Source organism: Flavobacterium sp. CFBP9031 (genome assembly GCF_034044945.1).
Lineage (GTDB): Bacteria > Bacteroidota > Bacteroidia > Flavobacteriales > Flavobacteriaceae > Flavobacterium.
Map to the genome: position 1 here is coordinate 199,817 of NZ_JAXCWF010000003.1, position 19,021 is coordinate 218,837.

Below are 19,021 nucleotides of genomic sequence, written 5' to 3' on the forward strand. Positions count from 1 at the left end.
GTCATCCTGAGGAACGAAGGATCACACAAGTAACTCCATAAAGATAATCAGATAGCAATTTCCTCATAGTTTTGTCATCCTGACGTAAGGAAGGATCACACAAGTAGCTCCGTAAAGAGAGTCGACAAACTTTGTTAATCCCCGAGTGTGATCCTTCGTTCCTCAGGATGACAAAGTAGGGCGTGTGTTTTTTGTGTTTAAGAGGATCACAAACAAAAAAAAGTGAAATTTCCAATCGGTACCAGCGATTTGAAATTCCACTTTCTGTTCCAAAAAAAAAGTGACAAAAAATTAAGAAGCTCTCTAGAAGCTTTTTTAGAAACTAAAAATTATTTAGCACAATATTACCACTAAATAAAATGATGGCTATAGGTGTTTTTACCTGTTTTTGTAAACGGTTGTAGATTTTGAGTAGCTGAGCCGCAAATATTATTGTAATACCGTTTTCTTTAGTTCGATTACGCCTTGAATGTATTTTATTAATTCTTCTTTGGTTACAGCAAAAGGAGCTTTTTCTGCCTCGAATTTTAAATACAAATTGGCAATGCTTTCGGCATCGAGATTTTCTGTAAGGTAATGATGTTCTGAATATTGTATAAGATGATCTACAAAAAGTTCGCGTAGCTTTCCTTTTTCGACTGTTTCAGGATCGCCTTCTTTTATTTTTTCGATTACAGATTCTGGTAAATCGATTGTGAGATACATACAATCGACAGAAACTTTTGAAAGCATTTCTTTTGGGACTCTTCCTGTTGCATCGCAATAGGCGCATGGTGCAGGAACCCATTTCAATTGTCGGTTTAAACGGCGGATATCATCCCAATCAACAAATCTTTTTCCAAGGCATCTTGGACATTTTACAGTAGATCTTTTAAAAAGATTAAAAATGGACATTGGTTTTTAAATAGCTTAGGGGTTGGTTTGTGGCGAATTTAAAGAATTAAGTAGGAAAAGTTACTTTAATCTATACTTTTTTTAAGAAAAGAATTAACAAAATTGCAAATTTGTATATTTTGAGAACTGATTAGAAGTAGAAAAAAAATAATTTCGGTAACAATATTAGGCGATGACAAAAACGAAAGAAATCATTTTTTATTTTCGATTAAAATAAGAGGATATGGATATTAAACAAAAAAGACATTAAAAATATAGAAAAAATCTCACTTTATTTCTTGTAAATTTGATAGAAAGTTCATTAAAAAAAATAATAACTACCTATGGAACATATAAAAACTTCAAAGCTTCAAAATTTTATTCGAATATTTTTGGGATTGTTTATGATAACAGCTGCTATCGGACATTTTACTTTTCAGAGAACAGATTTTCAGGCACAGGTTCCCAATTGGGTTCCTCTGGACAAAGATTTGGTAGTTATACTTTCTGGAATTGTCGAAATTCTTTTAGGTTTGGCAATGGTATTTTTAACCCACTACAAAGTGAAAGTCGGAATAACGCTGGCCCTATTTTACGTTTTAGTTTTTCCAGGAAATATAGCACAATACCTAAACGGAACTTCTGCCTTTGGACTCGACACAGATCAGGCGCGTTTAATACGATTGTTTTTTCAACCCGTTTTAATTTTTCTGGCTTTATGGTCAACTGGGGCAATTGCTGTGTTGTTTAGCAATAAGAAATAAGGAGAGTGAAATATTTAGTTTTTTTTAAAGTAAGAGATTTCTTGAAATTAAAAAAAATTAAAGAATTTTAAATATCTTTGAATTATGAGCACAGCAACAAAACCAAAACATATTGACAGAAATATTAGCCGAATTAGAGAGCTTAGAGATATGAAACAAGAAGCGTTAGCGATTGCCCTTGGCATGAGCCAGCAATATATCTCTACTCTTGAAGGAAGCGAAAAAATTGATGATGAAAGACTAACTAAAATTGCCGAAGCTTTAGGGGTTTCCGTAGAAACTATTAAGAATTTTAGTGATGAAGCCGTTTTTAATATTATTGGTAACACAGTAACTAATCATGATAATTCTGCTTTATTTCAATTTCACCCAACTTTTAATCCAATCGATAAGTTGATTGAGTCTTATGATGAAAATAAAAAACTTTATGAGCGTTTGGTTCAGGCAGAGAAGGAGAAAGTGGAGTATTTGGAGAAGTTGTTGAAGGAGAAATAATATTTTATAGAATAATATAAAAATGGAAAAAGAGACTTTTGTTAGAAAGTCTCTTTTTTTTGATGTAATTAAGGTTTGCAAATTATATGGACTCCAATTCCATTTTCTTGACAACTATTTATTAAACCACTTAGTAGCCATAATATTTGAATAACTTGATTTTTTTCTGAAAATGAAGTGCCATTTTTTAGTTTTGTTAAACGGTCTTGTAATGAGTTTTTAGATATAAAATTTACAACTAAAAATATTTCTCTCTTTAAATTTGGGTTTAAAAGCAGTTTTTTATAGGCTGATATACCTTGAGCTACAGAAGGACCATTTCTTAATCTATTTATAGCTGTTTTTGATGAATCAATATTGAAATTTTCTGACCAGAGAATTGATTTTTTGTCTAATTCATCATCAGATGGAATCATATTTCCAATATTCTTTAATGCTTGCCCAACAATTTCATGAAAGCTACTTGCAGAAAATAATGCATCTCCATGTTTAGCATGAATAAAATGTAAAGAGTGGTCTTCAATTGAAATATAATCCGCCCACTCATTTCCTAAATCATCTAAGAATGAGTAATCAGTCGTATTTGTTATTTCATTTTCAATAAAACTAAAAATTGAATCTGATGTAAATTGAGTTGACGTGTTACTGAAAGTTCCCTTCTCGCTTGTAACAATATTTAGTAAATCATTTTCTTCAAAAGCTTCAATAAAATTATCAATATAATTAATTAGTTTACTGTCTTTGAAAAGCTTTCTATTAGTATAGACTAGACTTAAATCTTCAAAGTTTATTATATAATCATTATAGTAATTAAAATAGCTCAATAAACTTGATTTTTTTCCATTTTGAAATTGCAAAATAAGATTTTGCGCCTTTACAGAAGATAAGGTTATTGATTTTTTATTGATGTTTAAAACCAGATCATGAGCAAAATTATTTTTTAGATGAAAATTAGTATTGAGGCCATAATAAACAGCTTCAATATCGAAAACATTCTTAAGTGCTTTTAAAATTTTTTTTAATGGAATTTGCCTTGCGGGTAGATTTGGTATTAATAATTCACATCCTAGTAATCTTCCTGATTCTATATCTTCGTGTATTTTTCGAAGATTAAATAATAATGAAATTGGTACTAGTGTATCTCTAGTTGATTCATAGTCTATTGCAGTTGCAAAAACATCTAGAAAGGAGCTTATAGGATTGTAAGTTTTTATTTTTTCTATGACTTCCATTGCCCATACTAATAATTCATCAATATATTTTTTTTCTCCAAATTTTGTTATTCGAGAAGTATTGAAAGCGATTGATGTTTTTTCATCTTCATTATTAACTCTTAGAGAGTTTAAAACATACCTTCCTGCTCCATAAGGTGAAAATGATTTTTTTAAGTCTAAAGCTTCTATAGTTTTTCCTCTAATTGAATCTTGAACAATGCTTGTATTATTAAGTGAAAATTTTTCTAATGAAGTATTGGAGTCTATGAAAATAGTATTTAGAATTGAATAATCAATCACTGTGAGCCCCTTATATAGTAATTTATCGATTCCTGAAATATTTCTCTTGGAAATAAATATATAATCTTTAAAATCAGCAATTAATAAATAAGCAAGTTTTTGCTCGCGCCATTTGGGAGAAATTTCCTCATCGATAATGTTAGGTAAATATTCTAATTTAAAGATGCATATTGAGTATTCAATGTTTATTGTTCCAATAGTCATACTTTTTTTTCTCTCATCTAAAAGATATTTTTTTCCTAGTTTATCTTCAGAACATTTTGTAAAGATTTCATTAATATGTTTACGTGTAATAAATTTGGATGAATCTTCTTTTTTGTAGAAATAAGCATTTTCATTTAAAATAATGTGATCTAAAATAGCCATATGTTTTTGAATTATTTTTTAAATAGAATATCGGTATCAAATAAAGTAATCTTTGAGCGCTTTATTTTATGGAAATCCATAATTCAATATATTTATTTCCAAACAATTATATCAATAAATAAAAACTCATCACCAAGTACTTTTACGTATTTTACAAACCCTTAAAAAACAAAAAAGCCCAACTTAAAAAAGTTGAGCTTTTCAAAAATTATCTAATTATCCAAATTGACAAATTATCTCATTGGCAAATTATTGAGCAGAATCTGATATTTCCTTCCCACAGGAATAATATCACCATTAGACATCGTAAGATTTTTGGTTGTAACAGCAGAAATTTTGGTTGTATTTACAATATAAGATCTGTGAACTTGTACGAAGTGCGCACAATCAATTTCGGCACTTATACTCGCAAGCGAACCGTAAATGACAATAGGAGATTTTAATTTGCAGTTGTACAATTTCATGTAATTACCTAGACTTTCTATGTATAAAATATCAGAAAGAGGCGTTTCAATTACTTGTCCGTTCGAGCGGTAAGAAAGCACTTTTTCGTCGGTAGTGTTTTCCTTTTTAAGGTTATTTCCAGAATGATACGTTTTGGCTTTTTCTATTGCTTTTGAGAATTTATCGAACGAAATGGGTTTCATTAAATAATCTATCGCATCGTTTTGGTAAGCCGAAAGCGCGAAATCAGAATAAGCCGTTGTTACAATCGTAATTGGGCGTTTGGGCTGTAGTTCCATTAATTCTACGCCTGAAATTACAGGCATGTTAATGTCGAGAAAAATAATATCGTATTGGTTTTCGTTGAGCAGTTTTATGGCTTCCATACCGTTAAAAGCGCTTCCAGAATGTTCCAGTTCGTCAAATTTTGAGATGTGCGAAATCAGGGCTTTATGTGCCGGCGATTCGTCATCAATTATCAGACAGCGGTAGGTAAGTGCCATATGGTCAATTTTACGGTAAATATATTTTTATCTTTTTTACAGCTCAAATTGTGTTTTAAGCCGTAAACTTCCAAACGTCTTTTTAGATTTTCAATTCCGATGCCTGTGCTCGAAAGACGAGATCCTGAATCGAGATAATTGTTTTTTAAAGTAAAAGTAACGCTTCGGCAATTTACCTTCAAATCAAGATTGATAAAAGGTTCGGCAGTTTCGGCAGAAAATTTCACTGCATTTTCTACCAAAGGCAGAAAGAACAAAGGCGGAATCTCGATTTGATCGTGAACACCTTCAATTTTTTGCGTTACAGCTAGTCTTTCGTTTCTAAACGTATAATATTCAATGTATTTTTTTATAAACGCAATTTCTTCCTGCATTAAAACATAATCTTTCTTAGAAGCTTCAATCTGATAACGCAGCATGTCTGAAAGATTCAATATTCGATCAGGAACTTTCTCTGGTTCTGCCAACGCTTCTCCGTAAAGATTATTCATTGCATTCAATAAAAAATGCGGATTTAGCTGTTGTTTTAAAAACGAAAGTTCCGATTTGAAATTCATAATATCTTTATCGGCTTGGCTCATTTTTTTGCTAATAACAATATGCAGGAAATAAAAAAAACAGCCATTTATAATAAGCGATACAATTTGAAGGGCTTTTAAATTTCCTAATTCCACAAGCGGAAGAAACCAGTTCATGAAGAAATAAAAACAAGTCCAATAGATGGCAAGAAGCGTAAAAAAGATTTTAAACCTTTTATGAAATAAAAAAGGCTTAATGATGCAGATATTAAAAATCGTAATCCAGACAATACAAGGAAAGTAGCCCATGGCAATTTTGCCAAGAATATAAGACCAGCTATGTCCGTCGAGTTTGACTTCGTCGTAAATACAGGCGAAAATAACTAAATAAACAAGTGTGTTTACGATTAGGTTTCGTAGAAAAAAGTTCTGGTAGATTTTTGCAATTGTCATAGCGGCAAAAATAATACAATCGTATAGTTTGTAGGTATTTATCAGGAATAATTTATACCAACGCCATTCGTATAAATCATACGCCATTGGTATAAAATTGCTGTTAAAATAGGGACTTCTCCTTTATTTTTGAATTCGAATTTCTAATCTCTTTTTAATAAAAAATAAAAATGTACCAGTTTAAAGAATTAAAAGATGCCGATATGGTCGTGGAGATTTTTAAAACAAATGTTCAAAAAGAATCTGATCGTGACTATGTGGTAACCATGATGCAAAAGCAGTTTCCAGAATGCAAAATTAATTTTGATTTGGAAGATTGCGATAAGATATTAAGAATAGAAGGCGTTGATTTGCAATACGATAATGTTGTGAGTCATGTTGCAGGTTTAGGCTATACTTGCGTACGGTTAGAATAATGTTTTAAAACCATCAAAATTAAATCGGGTGAAAATACGCAGCTGTATTTCCTTTTTTTGTAAGTATTTTGCATAATATTTTAATTTAAAATTAAATACAGAAATGATCGGTTTTATACTTTCGATTTTACTTTTTCTTTTAGAACAGCTCACTTAATAAAGCTGTTTAAATTCTCCCATCGTTACTGCTTTTTCATTCCGAAAAGGTTTGTGCTTTTTTGCATATTATTTTTCTAATTTTGTGCCCATGAAAAAAGCATTCCAACTCTTCGATTTTAGCCAGAAAGTCAATTATAAAAACGAAATTTTAGCGGGCTTAACTGTAGCCATGACCATGATTCCAGAATCGTTGTCGTTTGCTATTTTAGCTGGATTTCCGCCGTTAGTTGGTTTGTATGCTGCTTTTATTGCGGGATTGGTTACGGCTATTTTTGGAGGAAGACCCGGAATGATTTCAGGCGGTGCAGGGGCAACGGTAATTGTTTTGATTGCCTTAATGAAATCGCACGGAATTGAATATGTTTTTGCCGCAGTCGCATTGGGCGGTGTGGTTCAAATTTGTATCGGACTTTTTAAACTTGGAAAATTTATTCGATTAGTTCCGCAGCCCGTAATGTTTGGTTTTGTAAACGGTTTGGCAGTTGTGATTTTCATGTCGCAGCTAGAACAGTTTAAAACCATGGTAAACGGTCAGGTTTCTTGGCTTCAAGGAACTCCGCTTTACATTATGTTAGGTTTGGTAGCTTTGACTATTGCAATTGTTTTGATTTTTCCGAAGATTACAAAAGCGGTTCCAGCATCTTTAGTAGCTATTATGGTCGTTTTTGCTTTGGTTATTGTTTTTAATATTGAAACTAAAACGGTAGAAGATATTGCTTCGGTTCAAGGCGGATTTCCTCCGTTTCATATTCCGAATATTCCATTTTCTTTTGAGACTTTTAAAGTGATATTTCCATATTCGGTAATTGTTGCGGCTGTAGGTTTAACAGAAGGTTTGCTTACGCTGAATTTAGTTGACGAAATTACTGGAACGAGAGGAAACAGCAATAGAGAATGTATTGCACAAGGAAGCTCGAACATCTTAAACGGCTTTTTTTACGGAATGGGAGGTTGCCCAATGATTGCACAAACGTTGGTGAATCTTGGAGCTGGTTCTAGGGCTAGGCTTTCAGGAATTATTGCTTCTCTTACCATTTTGATTATCATACTTTTTGGAGCACCCGTAATTGGAAAACTGCCCATGGCGGCCTTAGTTGGAGTCATGATGATGGTGGCCATTACAACTTTTGAATGGGCAAGTTTTAAGATTATCAATAAAATGCCAAGACATGATATTTTTGTTGGAATTCTAGTGGCATTAATCACGATTGTATTGCATAATCTGGCTTTGGCGGTTTTAATTGGCGTAATTATTTCGGCTTTGGTTTTTGCTTGGGAAAGTGCTAAACGAATTCGTGCAAGACATTATATAGATGAAAATGGAGTAAAACATTACGAAATTTATGGGCCATTATTCTTTGGTTCTACTGCCGCTTTTTTAGAAAAATTTGATATTCAGAACGATCCTGATCATATTATAATAGATTTTAAAGAAAGTCGTGTTTCTGACATGTCGGCAATAGAAGCTTTAAATAATCTGACAAAAAAATACAATCAGCTAAATAAAACAGTAGAGTTGCAGCATTTAAGCCCAGACTGCAGGCAATTACTCAAAAATGCAGATGCTGTTATAAATGTAAATGTTATTGAAGATCCGACATATAAAGTGGTTAGTTAATTAGATAATGTGTCCATTTGATAATTAGATAATGATTTTGGAAACGTGTATCTGTAGAGACACACTGCAGTGCGTCTACACAATATATATAAACAACAAACCCGACAGGTTTTAAAGCCTGTCGGGTTTGCTGTTTTTGTCAGGCTGAGCGAAGTCGAAGCCCGCGTGCTAATTGGAGCGCCCTTCGACTTCGCTCAAGGTGACAATCAGTTTATTATCAAATTTTCTAATTTTCTAATTGACACATTCTCAAGTTCTCAAATTAACACATTCTCAAATTATCTAATTAGAATAATTTGATTTTCGTAACTTTGCCAAATGAAACTGACAGAAACACTAGAAGACTTTTATACAGTAAAAATAAAAGGAATGCCCGAGAATCTTAAAAAGGAAATCGGACATTTTAATGTTTTTAAATTGGATGATTATGTTGGAAGTACTTGCAATCCATTGCCTTATACCAGAAAAGACTTTTATAAGATAAGTCTAATCATTGGTAAAAACAAAGTGCATTATGCAGATAAGGTTGTAGCGATTGAAGATCAGGCATTATTCTTTGCAAATCCACAAATTCCGTATAGTTGGGAGCATATTGATGAAAATCAAACGGGCTTTTTCTGTATTTTTACAGATGCATTTTTTAGTCAGTTTGGAAATTTAAAAGAATACCCATTATTTCAGCCAGGCGGGAATCCTGTTGTTCCTGTTTCTGCAGCATTAGCAGAATCTCTAAAAACGGTCTATTTAAAAATGTTCGAAGAAATCAATTCTGATTATGCTTTTAAATATGATGTGCTTCGAAATCTGGTTTTTGAAATTATTCATTTAGCATTAAAAACACAAACCGTAACTGCTTCATTATATAGTAAATCGAATGCTACAATTCGCGTTTCTTCTTTGTTTTTAGAATTATTAGAAAGGCAATTTCCTGTCGAATCCATTTCACAGCAAATTAATTTTCGTTCGCCGTCAGAATATGCCAATCAGTTAAATGTACATGTGAATCATTTAAATAAAGCGTTAAAAGAAACAACAGGAAAAACAACTTCTCAGATTATTTCGGAGAGAATTGTTCAGGAAGCTATGATTCTTTTAAAACAAACCAATTGGAATATTAATGAAATTGCTTGGTGTTTAGGTTTTGAAGAATTGTCTCATTTTATTAATTTCTTCAAAAAAAATGTTCAGGTTTCTCCTAAAAACTATCGATTAGCAGAAATTGATTGATTTTTGCAACTTCTTACTTGATTGCTTTAATTTTTAAGAAGCCCTTTGGCAATACCTTTGTCCTGTAATTATAAACGTAAAAATTTAAGATCATGGAAAATAACAAAGTTTGGTTTATTACAGGTGCTTCAAAAGGACTTGGATTAGAGTTAGCGAAAAAATTATTAGCAGAGGGTTTTAAAGTGGCTGCAACGTCAAGAAATGAAGCTTCTTTAAGTGCAGCATTAGGAAAAGCATCAGAGAATTTTCTTCCTCTTGAGATGGATTTAGTGGATGAAAAAAGTGTAAAAACAGCAATTGATAGAGCCGTAAACCATTTTAAAACAATCGATGTTTTAGTCAATAATGCTGGTTACGGATTGTTGGGAGCTTTAGAAGAATTAACAGATGCAGAAGCTAGAAAAAACTACGAAGTAAATGTTTTCGGATTATTAAATGTAATTAGAAATGCAATGCCTATTCTTCGTGCCAATCAATCGGGGCATATTTTTAATATTTCTTCTGTTGGAGGATATTATGGAGAATTTCCGGGTTGGGGAATTTACTGCTCGACTAAGTTTGCGGTTGCAGGTCTAACTGAATCTTTAGCGGCAGAAATTAAGCCTTTTGGAGTGCATGCTACAATTGTTTATCCAGGTTATTTTAGAACCGATTTCTTAAAAGACAGCTCGCTTTTAGTGCCAGAAAATCCAATTGCCGAGTATAAAGAAGTGAGACAATCTGAAAGTGCTCATAAAGACGATATCAATGAGAATCAGCCAGGTGATCCAGTTAAATTGGCGGAAGCTTTAATTAAAGTAAGTCAAGACCAAAATCCGCCTTTGCATTTATTTTTAGGTGAAGATGCTTTTAATATGGCAAACCAAAAAATAGCAAGTGTTCAGAAAGAATTAGAAGGATGGAAATCGGTTTCGGTTTCGACTGGTTTTTAATGGGCCAATTTGATAATGTGTCAATTTGATAATTTGTCAATTTGATAATGATTTGACCTCATGTATGTCTGTAGAGACGCACCGCAGTGCGTCTCACGCAACGTAACCACAATGATTGATATGCGTAACGTAGACGCACTGCGGTGCGTCTCTACAGATATATACTGTGCGAATTTGTTTTTTTTGAATTGCCTCCAGCTTTAGCTGGAGGTAAGCATTTAGAATAGAAGAAAGGCTTTAGCCAAACGACAAAGTTTGCCTAAAGCCTTTCTCTTATAAAGTTTAATTTTTTTATTCAGCTTTAGTTGCAGGCAATTCAATTAATTATTTAATTCAAGAATTTTCTAATTATCAAATTTTCTAATTGCCTCATTCTCTTATTAGCGAAGCATCGATTTTACATCACTTAACTTCCCGTCAATTTCTCCAATCTGCAGACCTAAAATATGAGCAATTAAAGGGTAAACCGACACATTCTGAAATGTTTTTACTGTTTTATCAACTTTAAAAGCAGGACCTTTTGCATAAAATATAGCGTGCATGTCTTTTTCCTCATTGTCATAACCATGCGTTCCGCCATTTATATGTGTGCTTTCTTTGCTTACTAAACTCCAACCTTTATCGGCTTCTATAACGAAATCATGCACACGCGGATTTGTTCCGTAATGTAATCTTTTTGGGACTTCTGTCGCTTTCCAAAATTTAATATGTGGCACTTTTTTCAAAGCATTGGCAATAGAATCCTGATAGCCTGGTTTTGCCTGCAAACTCATAATTGGATTGACAACATCCTTATATCCTAGCCATTCTGGTTTTAAATAATCTAAAACAGCTACTTTTTTATCGTTACTGATGGTGGCCATTCCGTGATCTGAAACGATAATTAAATTAATTTGTTTTCCAATAGGCAATTGATCTAATCTTCTTGATATTTCGCCCATAATCGAATCCATTTTGATCACTGTTTTTTCAGTTTTTGGCGAAAGCGGACCAAAATTATGGCCTGTATGATCGGGTTCGTCAAAATATAAAGTAACCAAATGCGGACGTTGTTTTTCTGGAAGCTGTAACCATTTCATAACCGTATCGATTCTAGCTCCGTATGGAACTTTGCCATCGTAGTTTTTGAAATAACTCGGATTTCTTTTGTCAATATCAGAACCTGGCCAAAAGAAAGAAGCGGTTTTTACACCTTGCTGTTCGGCTAAATTCCAAATCGGATTTCCGCCATAAAATCTCGAATCATTTTTAGCATTACTAGATAATGAGAAAGATTGATTCAAAGAAGCATCATAAAAAACATTATTGATGATTCCGTGATGATCTGGGTAAAGTCCCGTTACAATGGAATAGTGATTTGGAAAAGTTTTACTTGGGTAAGAAGGTTTCATTGATTTGGCATGAACGCCTTCTTTTTCAATTTGCTTCAGATTCGGAAGATTATACATTTTGCCATAATCCCAGCGAAATCCGTCCATCGAAATTAAAACAACATAATTGTCTTTGCTATTTTGGGCTTGTAAAACGAATGAAAGAGAAAGAAAAACTAAAGATAGGAGTGAAGTAAAATACTTTTTCATTTTTTGAATATATTATGCCTGCAAAGGTAGATATAACAGATTTTTTAAAGAAAAAGAGAATGTTAAATAAAAAGACAGCCACGATTTGACCATTGAGAATAGCCACGAATTCACGAATTATTTTTTTATAATCTGTATCTATTTTGTTAGCCACAGATTACACAGATTAAAAGGATTAAAATAAAATCTGCGAAATCTGTAGGAGTAAATTTTCACGCAGATTTAAAAGAGATTTAAGCAGATTTTTTAAATTTTAATCTGCATAGATCTGCCAAAATCAGTAAAATCTGCGTGAAAAAAATTATAGACAAAGCTTGGAAAATCCATTAAATCAATGAAATCTGTGGCAAAAAATAAACACACAGATTTGAAAATATAATTCGTGAATTCGTGGCTAAAAAAAAGCGCTAGAAGTAAATCTAGCGCTTTTAATTTTTAAGAAGAGAATGAAATTACATCATTCCTGGCATTCCGCCTCCCATTGGCATTCCGCCTCCAGCATTTTCTTCTTTAATATCAATTAATGCACATTCTGTAGTTAAGATCATTCCAGAAACAGATGCAGCGTTTTCAAGAGCTACACGAGTTACTTTTTTAGGATCGATAATTCCAGCAGTAAGCATGTCTACATATTCGTCAGTTTTAGCGTTGTATCCAAAATCACCTGAACCTTCAGAAACTTTAGCCACAACAACAGAACCTTCAAGACCAGCGTTTTCAACGATAGTTCTTAATGGAGCTTCAACCGCGCGAGAAACGATTTGGATTCCAGTAGCTTCGTCAGCATTGTCTGCTTTTAAGTCCGCTAAAGCAAGTTTAGCTCTTAATAAGGCAACACCACCACCAGCAACGATTCCTTCTTCTACAGCAGCACGAGTTGCGTGTAAAGCGTCATCAACTCTGTCTTTTTTCTCTTTCATTTCAACTTCAGAAGCTGCACCAACATAAAGAACTGCAACACCTCCAGCTAATTTAGCCAAACGCTCTTGTAATTTTTCTTTATCGTAATCAGAAGTAGTAGTTTCCATCTGACCTTTAATTTGGTTTACTCTGTTTTTGATGATATCAGCTTCGCCAGCACCGCTTACGATAGTTGTATTATCTTTATCGATAGAAACTCTTTTTGCGTTTCCTAACATTTCGATAGTTGTATTTTCAAGAGTATAACCTCTTTCTTCAGAAATTACAGTTCCGCCAGTTAAGATTGCGATATCTTCTAACATTGCTTTTCTTCTGTCTCCGAAACCTGGAGCTTTTACAGCAGCAATTTTAAGCGCACCTCTTAATTTGTTTACTACTAATGTAGAAAGAGCTTCTCCGTCAACATCTTCAGCAATAATCAATAATGGTTTTCCTGATTGAGCAACTGGCTCTAAAACTGGAAGTAATTCTTTTAAAGAAGATACTTTTTTGTCGTATAATAAAATGTAAGGAGAATCTAATTCAACTTCCATTTTCTCTGGATTTGTTACGAAATAAGGAGAAAGGTATCCTCTGTCAAACTGCATTCCTTCAACAACGTCAACGAAAGTATCAGTTCCTTTAGCTTCTTCTACAGTGATAACACCTTCTTTTCCAACTTTAGCGAAAGCTGTAGCGATTAATTCACCAATAACTTCGTCATTGTTAGCAGAGATAGAAGCAATTTGTTTGATTTTATCAGAATCACTTCCAACAACTTTAGCTTGTTTCGCTAAGTCAGCCACGATAGTTTCAACAGCTTTGTCGATACCACGTTTCAAGTCCATAGGATTTGCACCTGCTGCAACGTTTTTAAGACCTTCTTTTACGATCGCTTGCGCTAAAACTGTAGCCGTTGTAGTTCCGTCTCCAGCTAAATCATTGGTTTTAGAAGCAACTTCTTTTACCATTTGCGCACCCATATTTTCTAGTGCGTCTTTTAATTCGATTTCTTTTGCAACAGAAACACCATCTTTAGTAACAGTTGGTCCACCAAATGATTTTCCGATAATTACGTTACGACCTTTTGGTCCAAGAGTTACTTTTACAGCATTTGCTAATGCATCAACACCACGTTTTAATCCGTCACGTGCTTCAATATCAAATTTTATATCTTTTGCCATTTTAATTTTTGTTTAAAGTTTGATTTGTTTCAAGTTATTGAAGTTCTTAATTCTTAATACTTCGTACTTAATACAATATTTTTAGATAATCGCTAAAATATCATCCTCGCGCATGATTAGATAATCAGTGCCTTCTAGTTTTAACTCGGTTCCTGCATATTTACCGTAAAGAACAGTATCTCCAACTTTTACAGTCATTGTGTGATCTTTAGTTCCGTTTCCTACTGCAACTACAGTTCCTTTTTGTGGTTTCTCTTTGGCAGTATCTGGAATAAAAATACCTGAGGCAGTTTTAGTTTCAGCTGCAACAGGCTCGATAAGTACGCGGTCTGAAAGCGGTTTAATGTTTAAAGCCATGATTTTATATTATTATAAGTTATACGTTTTTTTTCTGTTCTATAAACTTTCAGAAACTATGCCATGCTAGAAAAACTGACATTATTTCTTAAAAAAAATGCCAGCTTTGACAGGCTGGCATTAGATTGTATATCGAGCTACTTTTTATTTTGCTGGTGCAGGTGTTGCAGGAGCAGGAGTAGTTCCTTGTGCTGGAGCTGCAGGTGCATTTACAGGAGCTTCAGTTTTATCAATGATTTTAGAATCTGTATCACTTAAAGATCCAGAGAAGCTTAAGCTAGAAAGTAAAATTAGCACAATTAAAACAGTAGCTAAAGTCCAAGTACTTTTATCTAAAAAGTCAGTTGTTTTTTGTACTCCACCTAACATCTGCGTTCCGCTGATAGTAGAAGACAATCCGCCTCCTTTAGGGTTTTGTACCATGATAACGATGATCAATAGAAAACAAACTATTGTAATTAAAACTAAAAAAATTGAAAATGTGCTCATTACTTAATTATTGTTATTGTTATTTTGTTGTAAAATCTTTATATCCGATATGCGGTCTGCAAAGAAAGTAATTTTTTCTGGATATTTCAAAATTAATATTTCATAAGCTTGAATTGCTTTTGTATATTTCTTTTGTTCCAGATATACTCTGGCCAGAGTCTCGGTCATTAAATACGAATTGTCCTCTATAACGGGCTCAATTTGAACTGTTGGAGTACTTGTTCCAGGTTTAATTGGAGAGATTTTCGGATTGGTTTCGATAAATTTATCGATAATTTCAGCCTTCTTTTGTCTCTCTTCTTCTTTAGCCGCTTCAATTTTAGCTTGTTCTTCTGGAGAAATTTCATTTGAGCGGTCAATTGGTTCTGTTCGAGACAATTGAAGCCATTCTTGAAATGAATGTTTTTCGCTAAGAGAAAAATCCAAAGGTTTTCCAATTTCTAAATGTTCTGCAGCTGTTCTAGCAGGCTCATTAGGCTCTTCCTCTTCGATTATTTCTTCAAGCGGCTCTTCATTTTCTTCTATGATTTGCTCTTCTTCTTTATCCTCAGATTTAAGAACTTCTAGGATTTCTGCTTTTGGTTCCTCAGGTGTTTTTGTTTCAGCTTCTTTAATCGAAGAAAGAATAGATCGTTCAACAGAGTTCATTTTAAATTCTGGAATAATCATTTCTTCAATTACGCTGTCGTCTTCATCTTCTTCAACAACATTTAGAGCAGGTTCTTCTACAATAGGATCTGCTTTTACTTCTTCAGTTTCTATAGGTTGTTCAGCGCTTTTGGCTTCTGCTTCTTTAATCGAACTTAAAATAGAGTTTTCGACACGCTCATTTTTGGGTTCTTCAGCTTTTACAGGTTCTGGTACAGAAGGTGTTTCCGAAACCTTTATAGAACTTAAAATCGAATTTTCTATACGATCAATTTTAGGTTCTTCAGTTTGTCTAGATTCTGAAAACGGAGCTGTTTCAACTTCTTCTTCTATATTATCTGAAATAGTAAGTTCAACAGGATCAATTTTCTGTTCTTCTTCTTCTTCTATTGTAGGTTTTTCAAAAGTTACAGTTTGCGCTTCTTTTATGGCAGTAAAAGTAGATAAATCTATTTCCGGAAGTGGTTTTGGTTTTTCCTCTTCTATTATAGGTTTTTCAAAAGTTACATTTTGTGCTTCTTTTATCGCAAAAATAGAAAAATCTATTTCAGGAATTGGTTTTGGCTCTTCTTCCTTAATTGATGGTTTTTCAAAAGTTATTGTTTGAGCCTCTTTTATGGCAAGAAAAATAGAAGGATCTATTTCGGGAAATTTTTTAGGCTCTTCAACAATTACTGGTTCTTGAGCTTTTATTTCCTCAACTTGTACTGGTTCTTCTTTTATAGGTTCTTCAGTTTTTGCAGATTCTTCAACTTTTACAGGCTGTACAACCGAAGGTATTTCAACGACAGAAGTTTGAGCTTCTTTAGTTGTATCTGAAACAGGCAGTTCTTCAATATCGGTTTTTACTTCAATTGCTTTTTGAATCTGCTCTGGTGAAATTATTTCACTGTCAAAAACAGTAATTTCGAGAAGATCTCTCAATTTCTGTTCGTAAAAATCATTTTGAATAGAAGTGAAAGCTTCAGATGTAATAAAATCAAATAAAACAGAACGATCAGCCGTGTATGCTGCTGTAACTTTCAAAGCATAATTATACTTAAAGCTATTTTGATTGTAAAGTCCTTTTAATCGCAATGCGCGCGCACTTTGAAAATACGGAAATTCATTCAAAACACTTCCTAATGCGTCCGCCTGCTTTTCTGTAATAGCATCGGGTTTATTCATTAAGTAGGTATAATCGCTAACGTTCATTATTTGTTTTTTTGTTTGATCGGTTAATTGTTTATTTGTTTTTGCTTGTTTTATCGATTAAACGGTTTTATAGTTTAACGACTAAACAAACAGGCAAAACTACCATTTTGCCAATGATTGATTAAAGATATCTTGCGTGATTCTTTCAAAAATTACTCTGATTGCCTCGTTTAAAACAGATCCTGTTGGAAGATCTCGTCCAGGGAAATCATAATAGAATTCAAAAGATTTTTCAAAATCGTCTGTTTCTTTCTTTTTGTTCGTAAAACGCACATTTACACGAATAGATAAACGGTTTTGTGCTGCCTGCTGATCTGCAGTTGCCGTCATTGGTGTAATTCGGTAATCTGTAATTTCACCTTCGTAAACCAAATCGCCACTATTGCTAACCAAGTTTAAATTGGTCTGATTCATAATCAAATCCTGCAAAGCCAAAGTAAAAGTTCTGTCGATTCCTGGTTCAATCAAATCGGCATTATTCTGGAAGAAGTTAACCTGAAATGTTTTGGCATCGATTTTTCCAGTTCCTGTAAAGTTGTAAACAGAACAGCCACTCAACATAAAAAGGCTTAATAGTGCGAAAAGAGAATATATTTTTTTCATAATGTGTATTAGTCAAATTCCAAATTTCAAATTTCGCCAAATATAGTAATTTGGGATTTGGGATTTAAAAATTGAGATTTATTATAGGTCGAATTGCTTGATTTTACGGTATAAAGTTCTTTCAGAAATACCTAATTCATCAGCAGCGGCTTTACGTTTTCCTTTATTTTTTTCTAATGATTTTTTGATCATTTCGATTTCTTTCTGCTCCAAACGTAAAATTTCTTCCTCCTCGATAGTTTCAGCAAATAAATAATTATCGTCTTGCATCTGATAATTATCTTCACGTACAACAGGAGAGGTCACAACAGAAGTTCTTGGCTCTTCTTCAAAATCAATCTCGCTATCATTTTGCTGATTTCCGTAAATTTTCTGGATCAAATTCGGGTTAATGTCTTGAACTTTAGAAGTCCCATTTTTCATCAATTCGAGAGTCAGTTTTTTTAAGTCGTTCAAATCGCTTCTCATATCAAAAAGCACTTTGTACAAAATATCTCTTTCGGTACTAAAATCACTTTCTTTTTTGCTGTCGTTAATAACTGAAGGTAAATTGCTTCCTTCGGCAGGCAAATAAGATTGTAAAGTAGCTAAGGTAATATCACGATTAGTTTCTAAAACTGAAATTTGTTCTGCCACATTTCGAAGCTGACGAATATTTCCGCTCCATCTGAATTTCTGTAAAAGCTGAACAGCATCATCGTCCAGTCTTAAAGGAGGCATTTTATATTTATGAGCAAAATCGGCTACAAATTTTCTGAACAACAAATGAATATCGTCGTTTCTTTCTCTTAATGGAGGTAAAGTAATTTCGACTGTGCTTAAACGATAATACAAATCTTCACGGAATTTACCTTTTTCAATAGCATTAAATAAATTCACGTTTGTTGCCGCAACAATTCTCACATTCGTTTTTTGAACCTGAGAAGATCCTACTTTTATAAATTCACCATTTTCCAAAACACGAAGTAATCTTACTTGAGTTGTTAAGGGTAATTCTCCAACTTCATCAAGAAATATTGTTCCGCCATCAGCCACTTCAAAATAACCTTCACGCGTGCTTGTTGCGCCTGTAAAAGCTCCTTTTTCGTGACCAAAAAGTTCACTGTCAATTGTTCCTTCCGGAATTGCACCACAGTTTACGGCAATATATTTACCATGCTTTCTGTGCGAAAGCGAATGTATAATTCTAGGAATATTTTCTTTTCCAACACCACTTTCCCCAGTTACCATAACCGAAATATCAGTTGGAGCAACCTGAATGGCTTTTTCGATAGCGCGATTTAATTTCGGATCATTTCCAATAATCTCAAATCGCTGTTTTATTGCTTGAACTGTTTCCATGTATATTTTTTCTTTTGCCACAGATTAAAGTGATTAACACAGATTCTCTAAATTATAAAATATATCTTTTATATTGGAGGGATTTTGTTTGAAAATTAATCAGTAATCCTACTTCTGAATTAGATAACTTAATATAATTTAAAATCTGAGCAATATGTTCACTTGAAAATTCTTTTATAGCTTTTACCTCTAAAACTATATCTTCATTAATAATGAAATCAGCATAAAATTTATGAGGTAAAATAGTTCCTTTATATTCAATTGAATATTCCTTTTCTCTTTCAAAAGAAATATTATTTTCTTTAAATTCTAATTCTAAAGCGTCTTTATAAACTACTTCTAATAAGCCTGGGCCAAGATTTCTGTGCACTTCCATGCAAATACCAATAATCTTGTAAGTTTCTTTTTCTCTATAACGTTGCATAAATTTTTAATTTTCATCA

At 33.1% G+C, this 19,021-nt stretch carries 18 protein-coding genes; 6 read left to right on the forward strand and 12 right to left on the reverse strand.

From position 1 onward, the window contains the following. Nucleotides 1-429 precede the first annotated feature (429 nt). Entirely contained in the window at nucleotides 430-894 is a 465-nt protein-coding gene (locus SOM12_RS06635; protein WP_095928610.1) for a hypothetical protein, read from the reverse strand. 323 nt (nucleotides 895-1,217) lie between these two features. Here SOM12_RS06635 and SOM12_RS06640 point away from each other — a divergent pair, with 323 nt between their 5' ends. Both SOM12_RS06640 and SOM12_RS06645 read left to right on the forward strand, forming a co-directional pair. Further along, a complete protein-coding gene (locus SOM12_RS06640; protein ID WP_320492839.1) occupies nucleotides 1,218-1,637 on the forward strand; it encodes a hypothetical protein in 420 nt (139 codons plus the stop codon). 84 nt (nucleotides 1,638-1,721) lie between these two features. Further along, a complete protein-coding gene (locus SOM12_RS06645) occupies nucleotides 1,722-2,132 on the forward strand; it encodes a helix-turn-helix transcriptional regulator (RefSeq protein WP_320492840.1) in 411 nt (136 codons plus the stop codon). A 68-nt stretch (nucleotides 2,133-2,200) separates the two neighbouring features. On the opposite strand, the gene SOM12_RS06650 is transcribed toward SOM12_RS06645, so the two are convergent. The 3 genes from SOM12_RS06650 to SOM12_RS06660 form a co-directional block, all read right to left on the reverse strand. Then, nucleotides 2,201-4,012 (reverse strand): hypothetical protein, encoded by a 1,812-nt coding sequence (locus tag SOM12_RS06650; protein ID WP_320492841.1) that lies wholly within the window; start codon nucleotides 4,010-4,012, stop codon nucleotides 2,201-2,203. 233 nt (nucleotides 4,013-4,245) lie between these two features. Next, nucleotides 4,246-4,959 (reverse strand): LytTR family DNA-binding domain-containing protein, encoded by a 714-nt coding sequence (locus SOM12_RS06655; RefSeq protein WP_320492842.1) that lies wholly within the window; start codon nucleotides 4,957-4,959, stop codon nucleotides 4,246-4,248. Further along, nucleotides 4,935-6,017: a sensor histidine kinase gene (locus tag SOM12_RS06660; protein ID WP_320492843.1), complete on the reverse strand. Its 1,083-nt coding sequence runs from the start codon at nucleotides 6,015-6,017 to the stop codon at nucleotides 4,935-4,937. Before SOM12_RS06660 ends, SOM12_RS06655 begins: the two co-directional genes overlap by 25 nt. Before the next feature lie 83 nt (nucleotides 6,018-6,100). On the opposite strand from SOM12_RS06660, the gene SOM12_RS06665 reads away from it, so the two are divergent. The 4 genes from SOM12_RS06665 (at nucleotide 6,101) to SOM12_RS06680 (ending at nucleotide 10,282) form a co-directional block, all read left to right on the forward strand. Continuing rightward, on the forward strand, nucleotides 6,101-6,346 hold the full coding sequence (locus SOM12_RS06665; RefSeq protein ID WP_320492844.1) for a hypothetical protein: 246 nt from the start codon (nucleotides 6,101-6,103) through the stop codon (nucleotides 6,344-6,346). A gap of 247 nt (nucleotides 6,347-6,593) precedes the next feature. After that, nucleotides 6,594-8,123, forward strand: a complete 1,530-nt coding sequence (locus tag SOM12_RS06670; protein ID WP_320492845.1) for a SulP family inorganic anion transporter — start codon at nucleotides 6,594-6,596, stop codon at nucleotides 8,121-8,123. 318 nt (nucleotides 8,124-8,441) lie between these two features. Continuing rightward, the gene (locus SOM12_RS06675) at nucleotides 8,442-9,350 is read left to right on the forward strand and encodes a helix-turn-helix transcriptional regulator (protein ID WP_320492846.1); all 909 of its coding nucleotides are present in this window, start codon (nucleotides 8,442-8,444) and stop codon (nucleotides 9,348-9,350) included. A gap of 92 nt (nucleotides 9,351-9,442) precedes the next feature. After that, a complete protein-coding gene (locus tag SOM12_RS06680) occupies nucleotides 9,443-10,282 on the forward strand; it encodes an oxidoreductase (RefSeq protein ID WP_320492847.1) in 840 nt (279 codons plus the stop codon). Between the two features lie 380 nt (nucleotides 10,283-10,662). Here the strand turns inward: SOM12_RS06680 and SOM12_RS06685 are convergent, their stop codons facing one another. The 8 genes from SOM12_RS06685 to SOM12_RS06720 all read right to left on the reverse strand — a co-directional run bounded on the left by SOM12_RS06685 (nucleotide 10,663) and on the right by SOM12_RS06720 (nucleotide 19,002). After that, nucleotides 10,663-11,862, reverse strand: a complete 1,200-nt coding sequence (locus SOM12_RS06685) for an ectonucleotide pyrophosphatase/phosphodiesterase (RefSeq protein ID WP_320492848.1) — start codon at nucleotides 11,860-11,862, stop codon at nucleotides 10,663-10,665. A 452-nt stretch (nucleotides 11,863-12,314) separates the two neighbouring features. Further along, nucleotides 12,315-13,946, reverse strand: coding sequence for a chaperonin GroEL (gene groL / locus SOM12_RS06690; protein ID WP_095928620.1), 1,632 nt, complete (start codon nucleotides 13,944-13,946; stop codon nucleotides 12,315-12,317). 81 nt (nucleotides 13,947-14,027) lie between these two features. After that, nucleotides 14,028-14,303 carry a co-chaperone GroES gene (locus SOM12_RS06695; protein ID WP_008467105.1) on the reverse strand — a complete coding sequence of 92 codons (276 nt, stop codon included), beginning with the start codon at nucleotides 14,301-14,303 and terminating at the stop codon, nucleotides 14,028-14,030. Nucleotides 14,304-14,447: 144 nt separating this feature from the next. Continuing rightward, on the reverse strand, nucleotides 14,448-14,792 hold the full coding sequence (secG, locus tag SOM12_RS06700) for a preprotein translocase subunit SecG (protein WP_095928621.1): 345 nt from the start codon (nucleotides 14,790-14,792) through the stop codon (nucleotides 14,448-14,450). A 3-nt stretch (nucleotides 14,793-14,795) separates the two neighbouring features. Then, the gene (locus SOM12_RS06705) at nucleotides 14,796-16,634 is read right to left on the reverse strand and encodes a hypothetical protein (RefSeq protein ID WP_320492849.1); all 1,839 of its coding nucleotides are present in this window, start codon (nucleotides 16,632-16,634) and stop codon (nucleotides 14,796-14,798) included. Nucleotides 16,635-16,733: 99 nt separating this feature from the next. Next, the gene (locus SOM12_RS06710) at nucleotides 16,734-17,237 is read right to left on the reverse strand and encodes an LptE family protein (protein WP_095928622.1); all 504 of its coding nucleotides are present in this window, start codon (nucleotides 17,235-17,237) and stop codon (nucleotides 16,734-16,736) included. An 81-nt stretch (nucleotides 17,238-17,318) separates the two neighbouring features. Next, on the reverse strand, nucleotides 17,319-18,578 hold the full coding sequence (locus tag SOM12_RS06715) for a sigma-54 dependent transcriptional regulator (protein WP_320492850.1): 1,260 nt from the start codon (nucleotides 18,576-18,578) through the stop codon (nucleotides 17,319-17,321). Between the two features lie 52 nt (nucleotides 18,579-18,630). Beyond that, a complete protein-coding gene (locus tag SOM12_RS06720) occupies nucleotides 18,631-19,002 on the reverse strand; it encodes a GxxExxY protein (RefSeq protein WP_320492851.1) in 372 nt (123 codons plus the stop codon). Between the last annotated feature and the right edge of the window lie 19 nt (nucleotides 19,003-19,021).

Excerpts from the sequence above, each read along its gene's own strand:
- SOM12_RS06640 (WP_320492839.1), top strand. The coding sequence starts at position 1,218 with ATGGAACATATAAAAACTTCAAAGCTTCAAAATTTTATTCGAATATTT.
- SOM12_RS06645 (WP_320492840.1), top strand. The coding sequence starts at position 1,722 with ATGAGCACAGCAACAAAACCAAAACATATTGACAGAAATATTAGCCGA.
- groL (WP_095928620.1), bottom strand. The coding sequence starts at position 13,946 with ATGGCAAAAGATATAAAATTTGATATTGAAGCACGTGACGGATTAAAA.
- SOM12_RS06710 (WP_095928622.1), bottom strand. The coding sequence starts at position 17,237 with ATGAAAAAAATATATTCTCTTTTCGCACTATTAAGCCTTTTTATGTTG.
- SOM12_RS06685 (WP_320492848.1), bottom strand. The coding sequence starts at position 11,862 with ATGAAAAAGTATTTTACTTCACTCCTATCTTTAGTTTTTCTTTCTCTT.
- SOM12_RS06695 (WP_008467105.1), bottom strand. The coding sequence starts at position 14,303 with ATGGCTTTAAACATTAAACCGCTTTCAGACCGCGTACTTATCGAGCCT.
- secG (WP_095928621.1), bottom strand. The coding sequence starts at position 14,792 with ATGAGCACATTTTCAATTTTTTTAGTTTTAATTACAATAGTTTGTTTT.
- SOM12_RS06660 (WP_320492843.1), bottom strand. The coding sequence starts at position 6,017 with ATGGCGTATGATTTATACGAATGGCGTTGGTATAAATTATTCCTGATA.
- SOM12_RS06705 (WP_320492849.1), bottom strand. The coding sequence starts at position 16,634 with ATGAACGTTAGCGATTATACCTACTTAATGAATAAACCCGATGCTATT.
- SOM12_RS06680 (WP_320492847.1), top strand. The coding sequence starts at position 9,443 with ATGGAAAATAACAAAGTTTGGTTTATTACAGGTGCTTCAAAAGGACTT.
- SOM12_RS06715 (WP_320492850.1), bottom strand. The coding sequence starts at position 18,578 with ATGGAAACAGTTCAAGCAATAAAACAGCGATTTGAGATTATTGGAAAT.
- SOM12_RS06675 (WP_320492846.1), top strand. The coding sequence starts at position 8,442 with ATGAAACTGACAGAAACACTAGAAGACTTTTATACAGTAAAAATAAAA.
- SOM12_RS06720 (WP_320492851.1), bottom strand. The coding sequence starts at position 19,002 with ATGCAACGTTATAGAGAAAAAGAAACTTACAAGATTATTGGTATTTGC.
- SOM12_RS06670 (WP_320492845.1), top strand. The coding sequence starts at position 6,594 with ATGAAAAAAGCATTCCAACTCTTCGATTTTAGCCAGAAAGTCAATTAT.
- SOM12_RS06665 (WP_320492844.1), top strand. The coding sequence starts at position 6,101 with ATGTACCAGTTTAAAGAATTAAAAGATGCCGATATGGTCGTGGAGATT.
- SOM12_RS06655 (WP_320492842.1), bottom strand. The coding sequence starts at position 4,959 with ATGGCACTTACCTACCGCTGTCTGATAATTGATGACGAATCGCCGGCA.
- SOM12_RS06635 (WP_095928610.1), bottom strand. The coding sequence starts at position 894 with ATGTCCATTTTTAATCTTTTTAAAAGATCTACTGTAAAATGTCCAAGA.
- SOM12_RS06650 (WP_320492841.1), bottom strand. The coding sequence starts at position 4,012 with ATGGCTATTTTAGATCACATTATTTTAAATGAAAATGCTTATTTCTAC.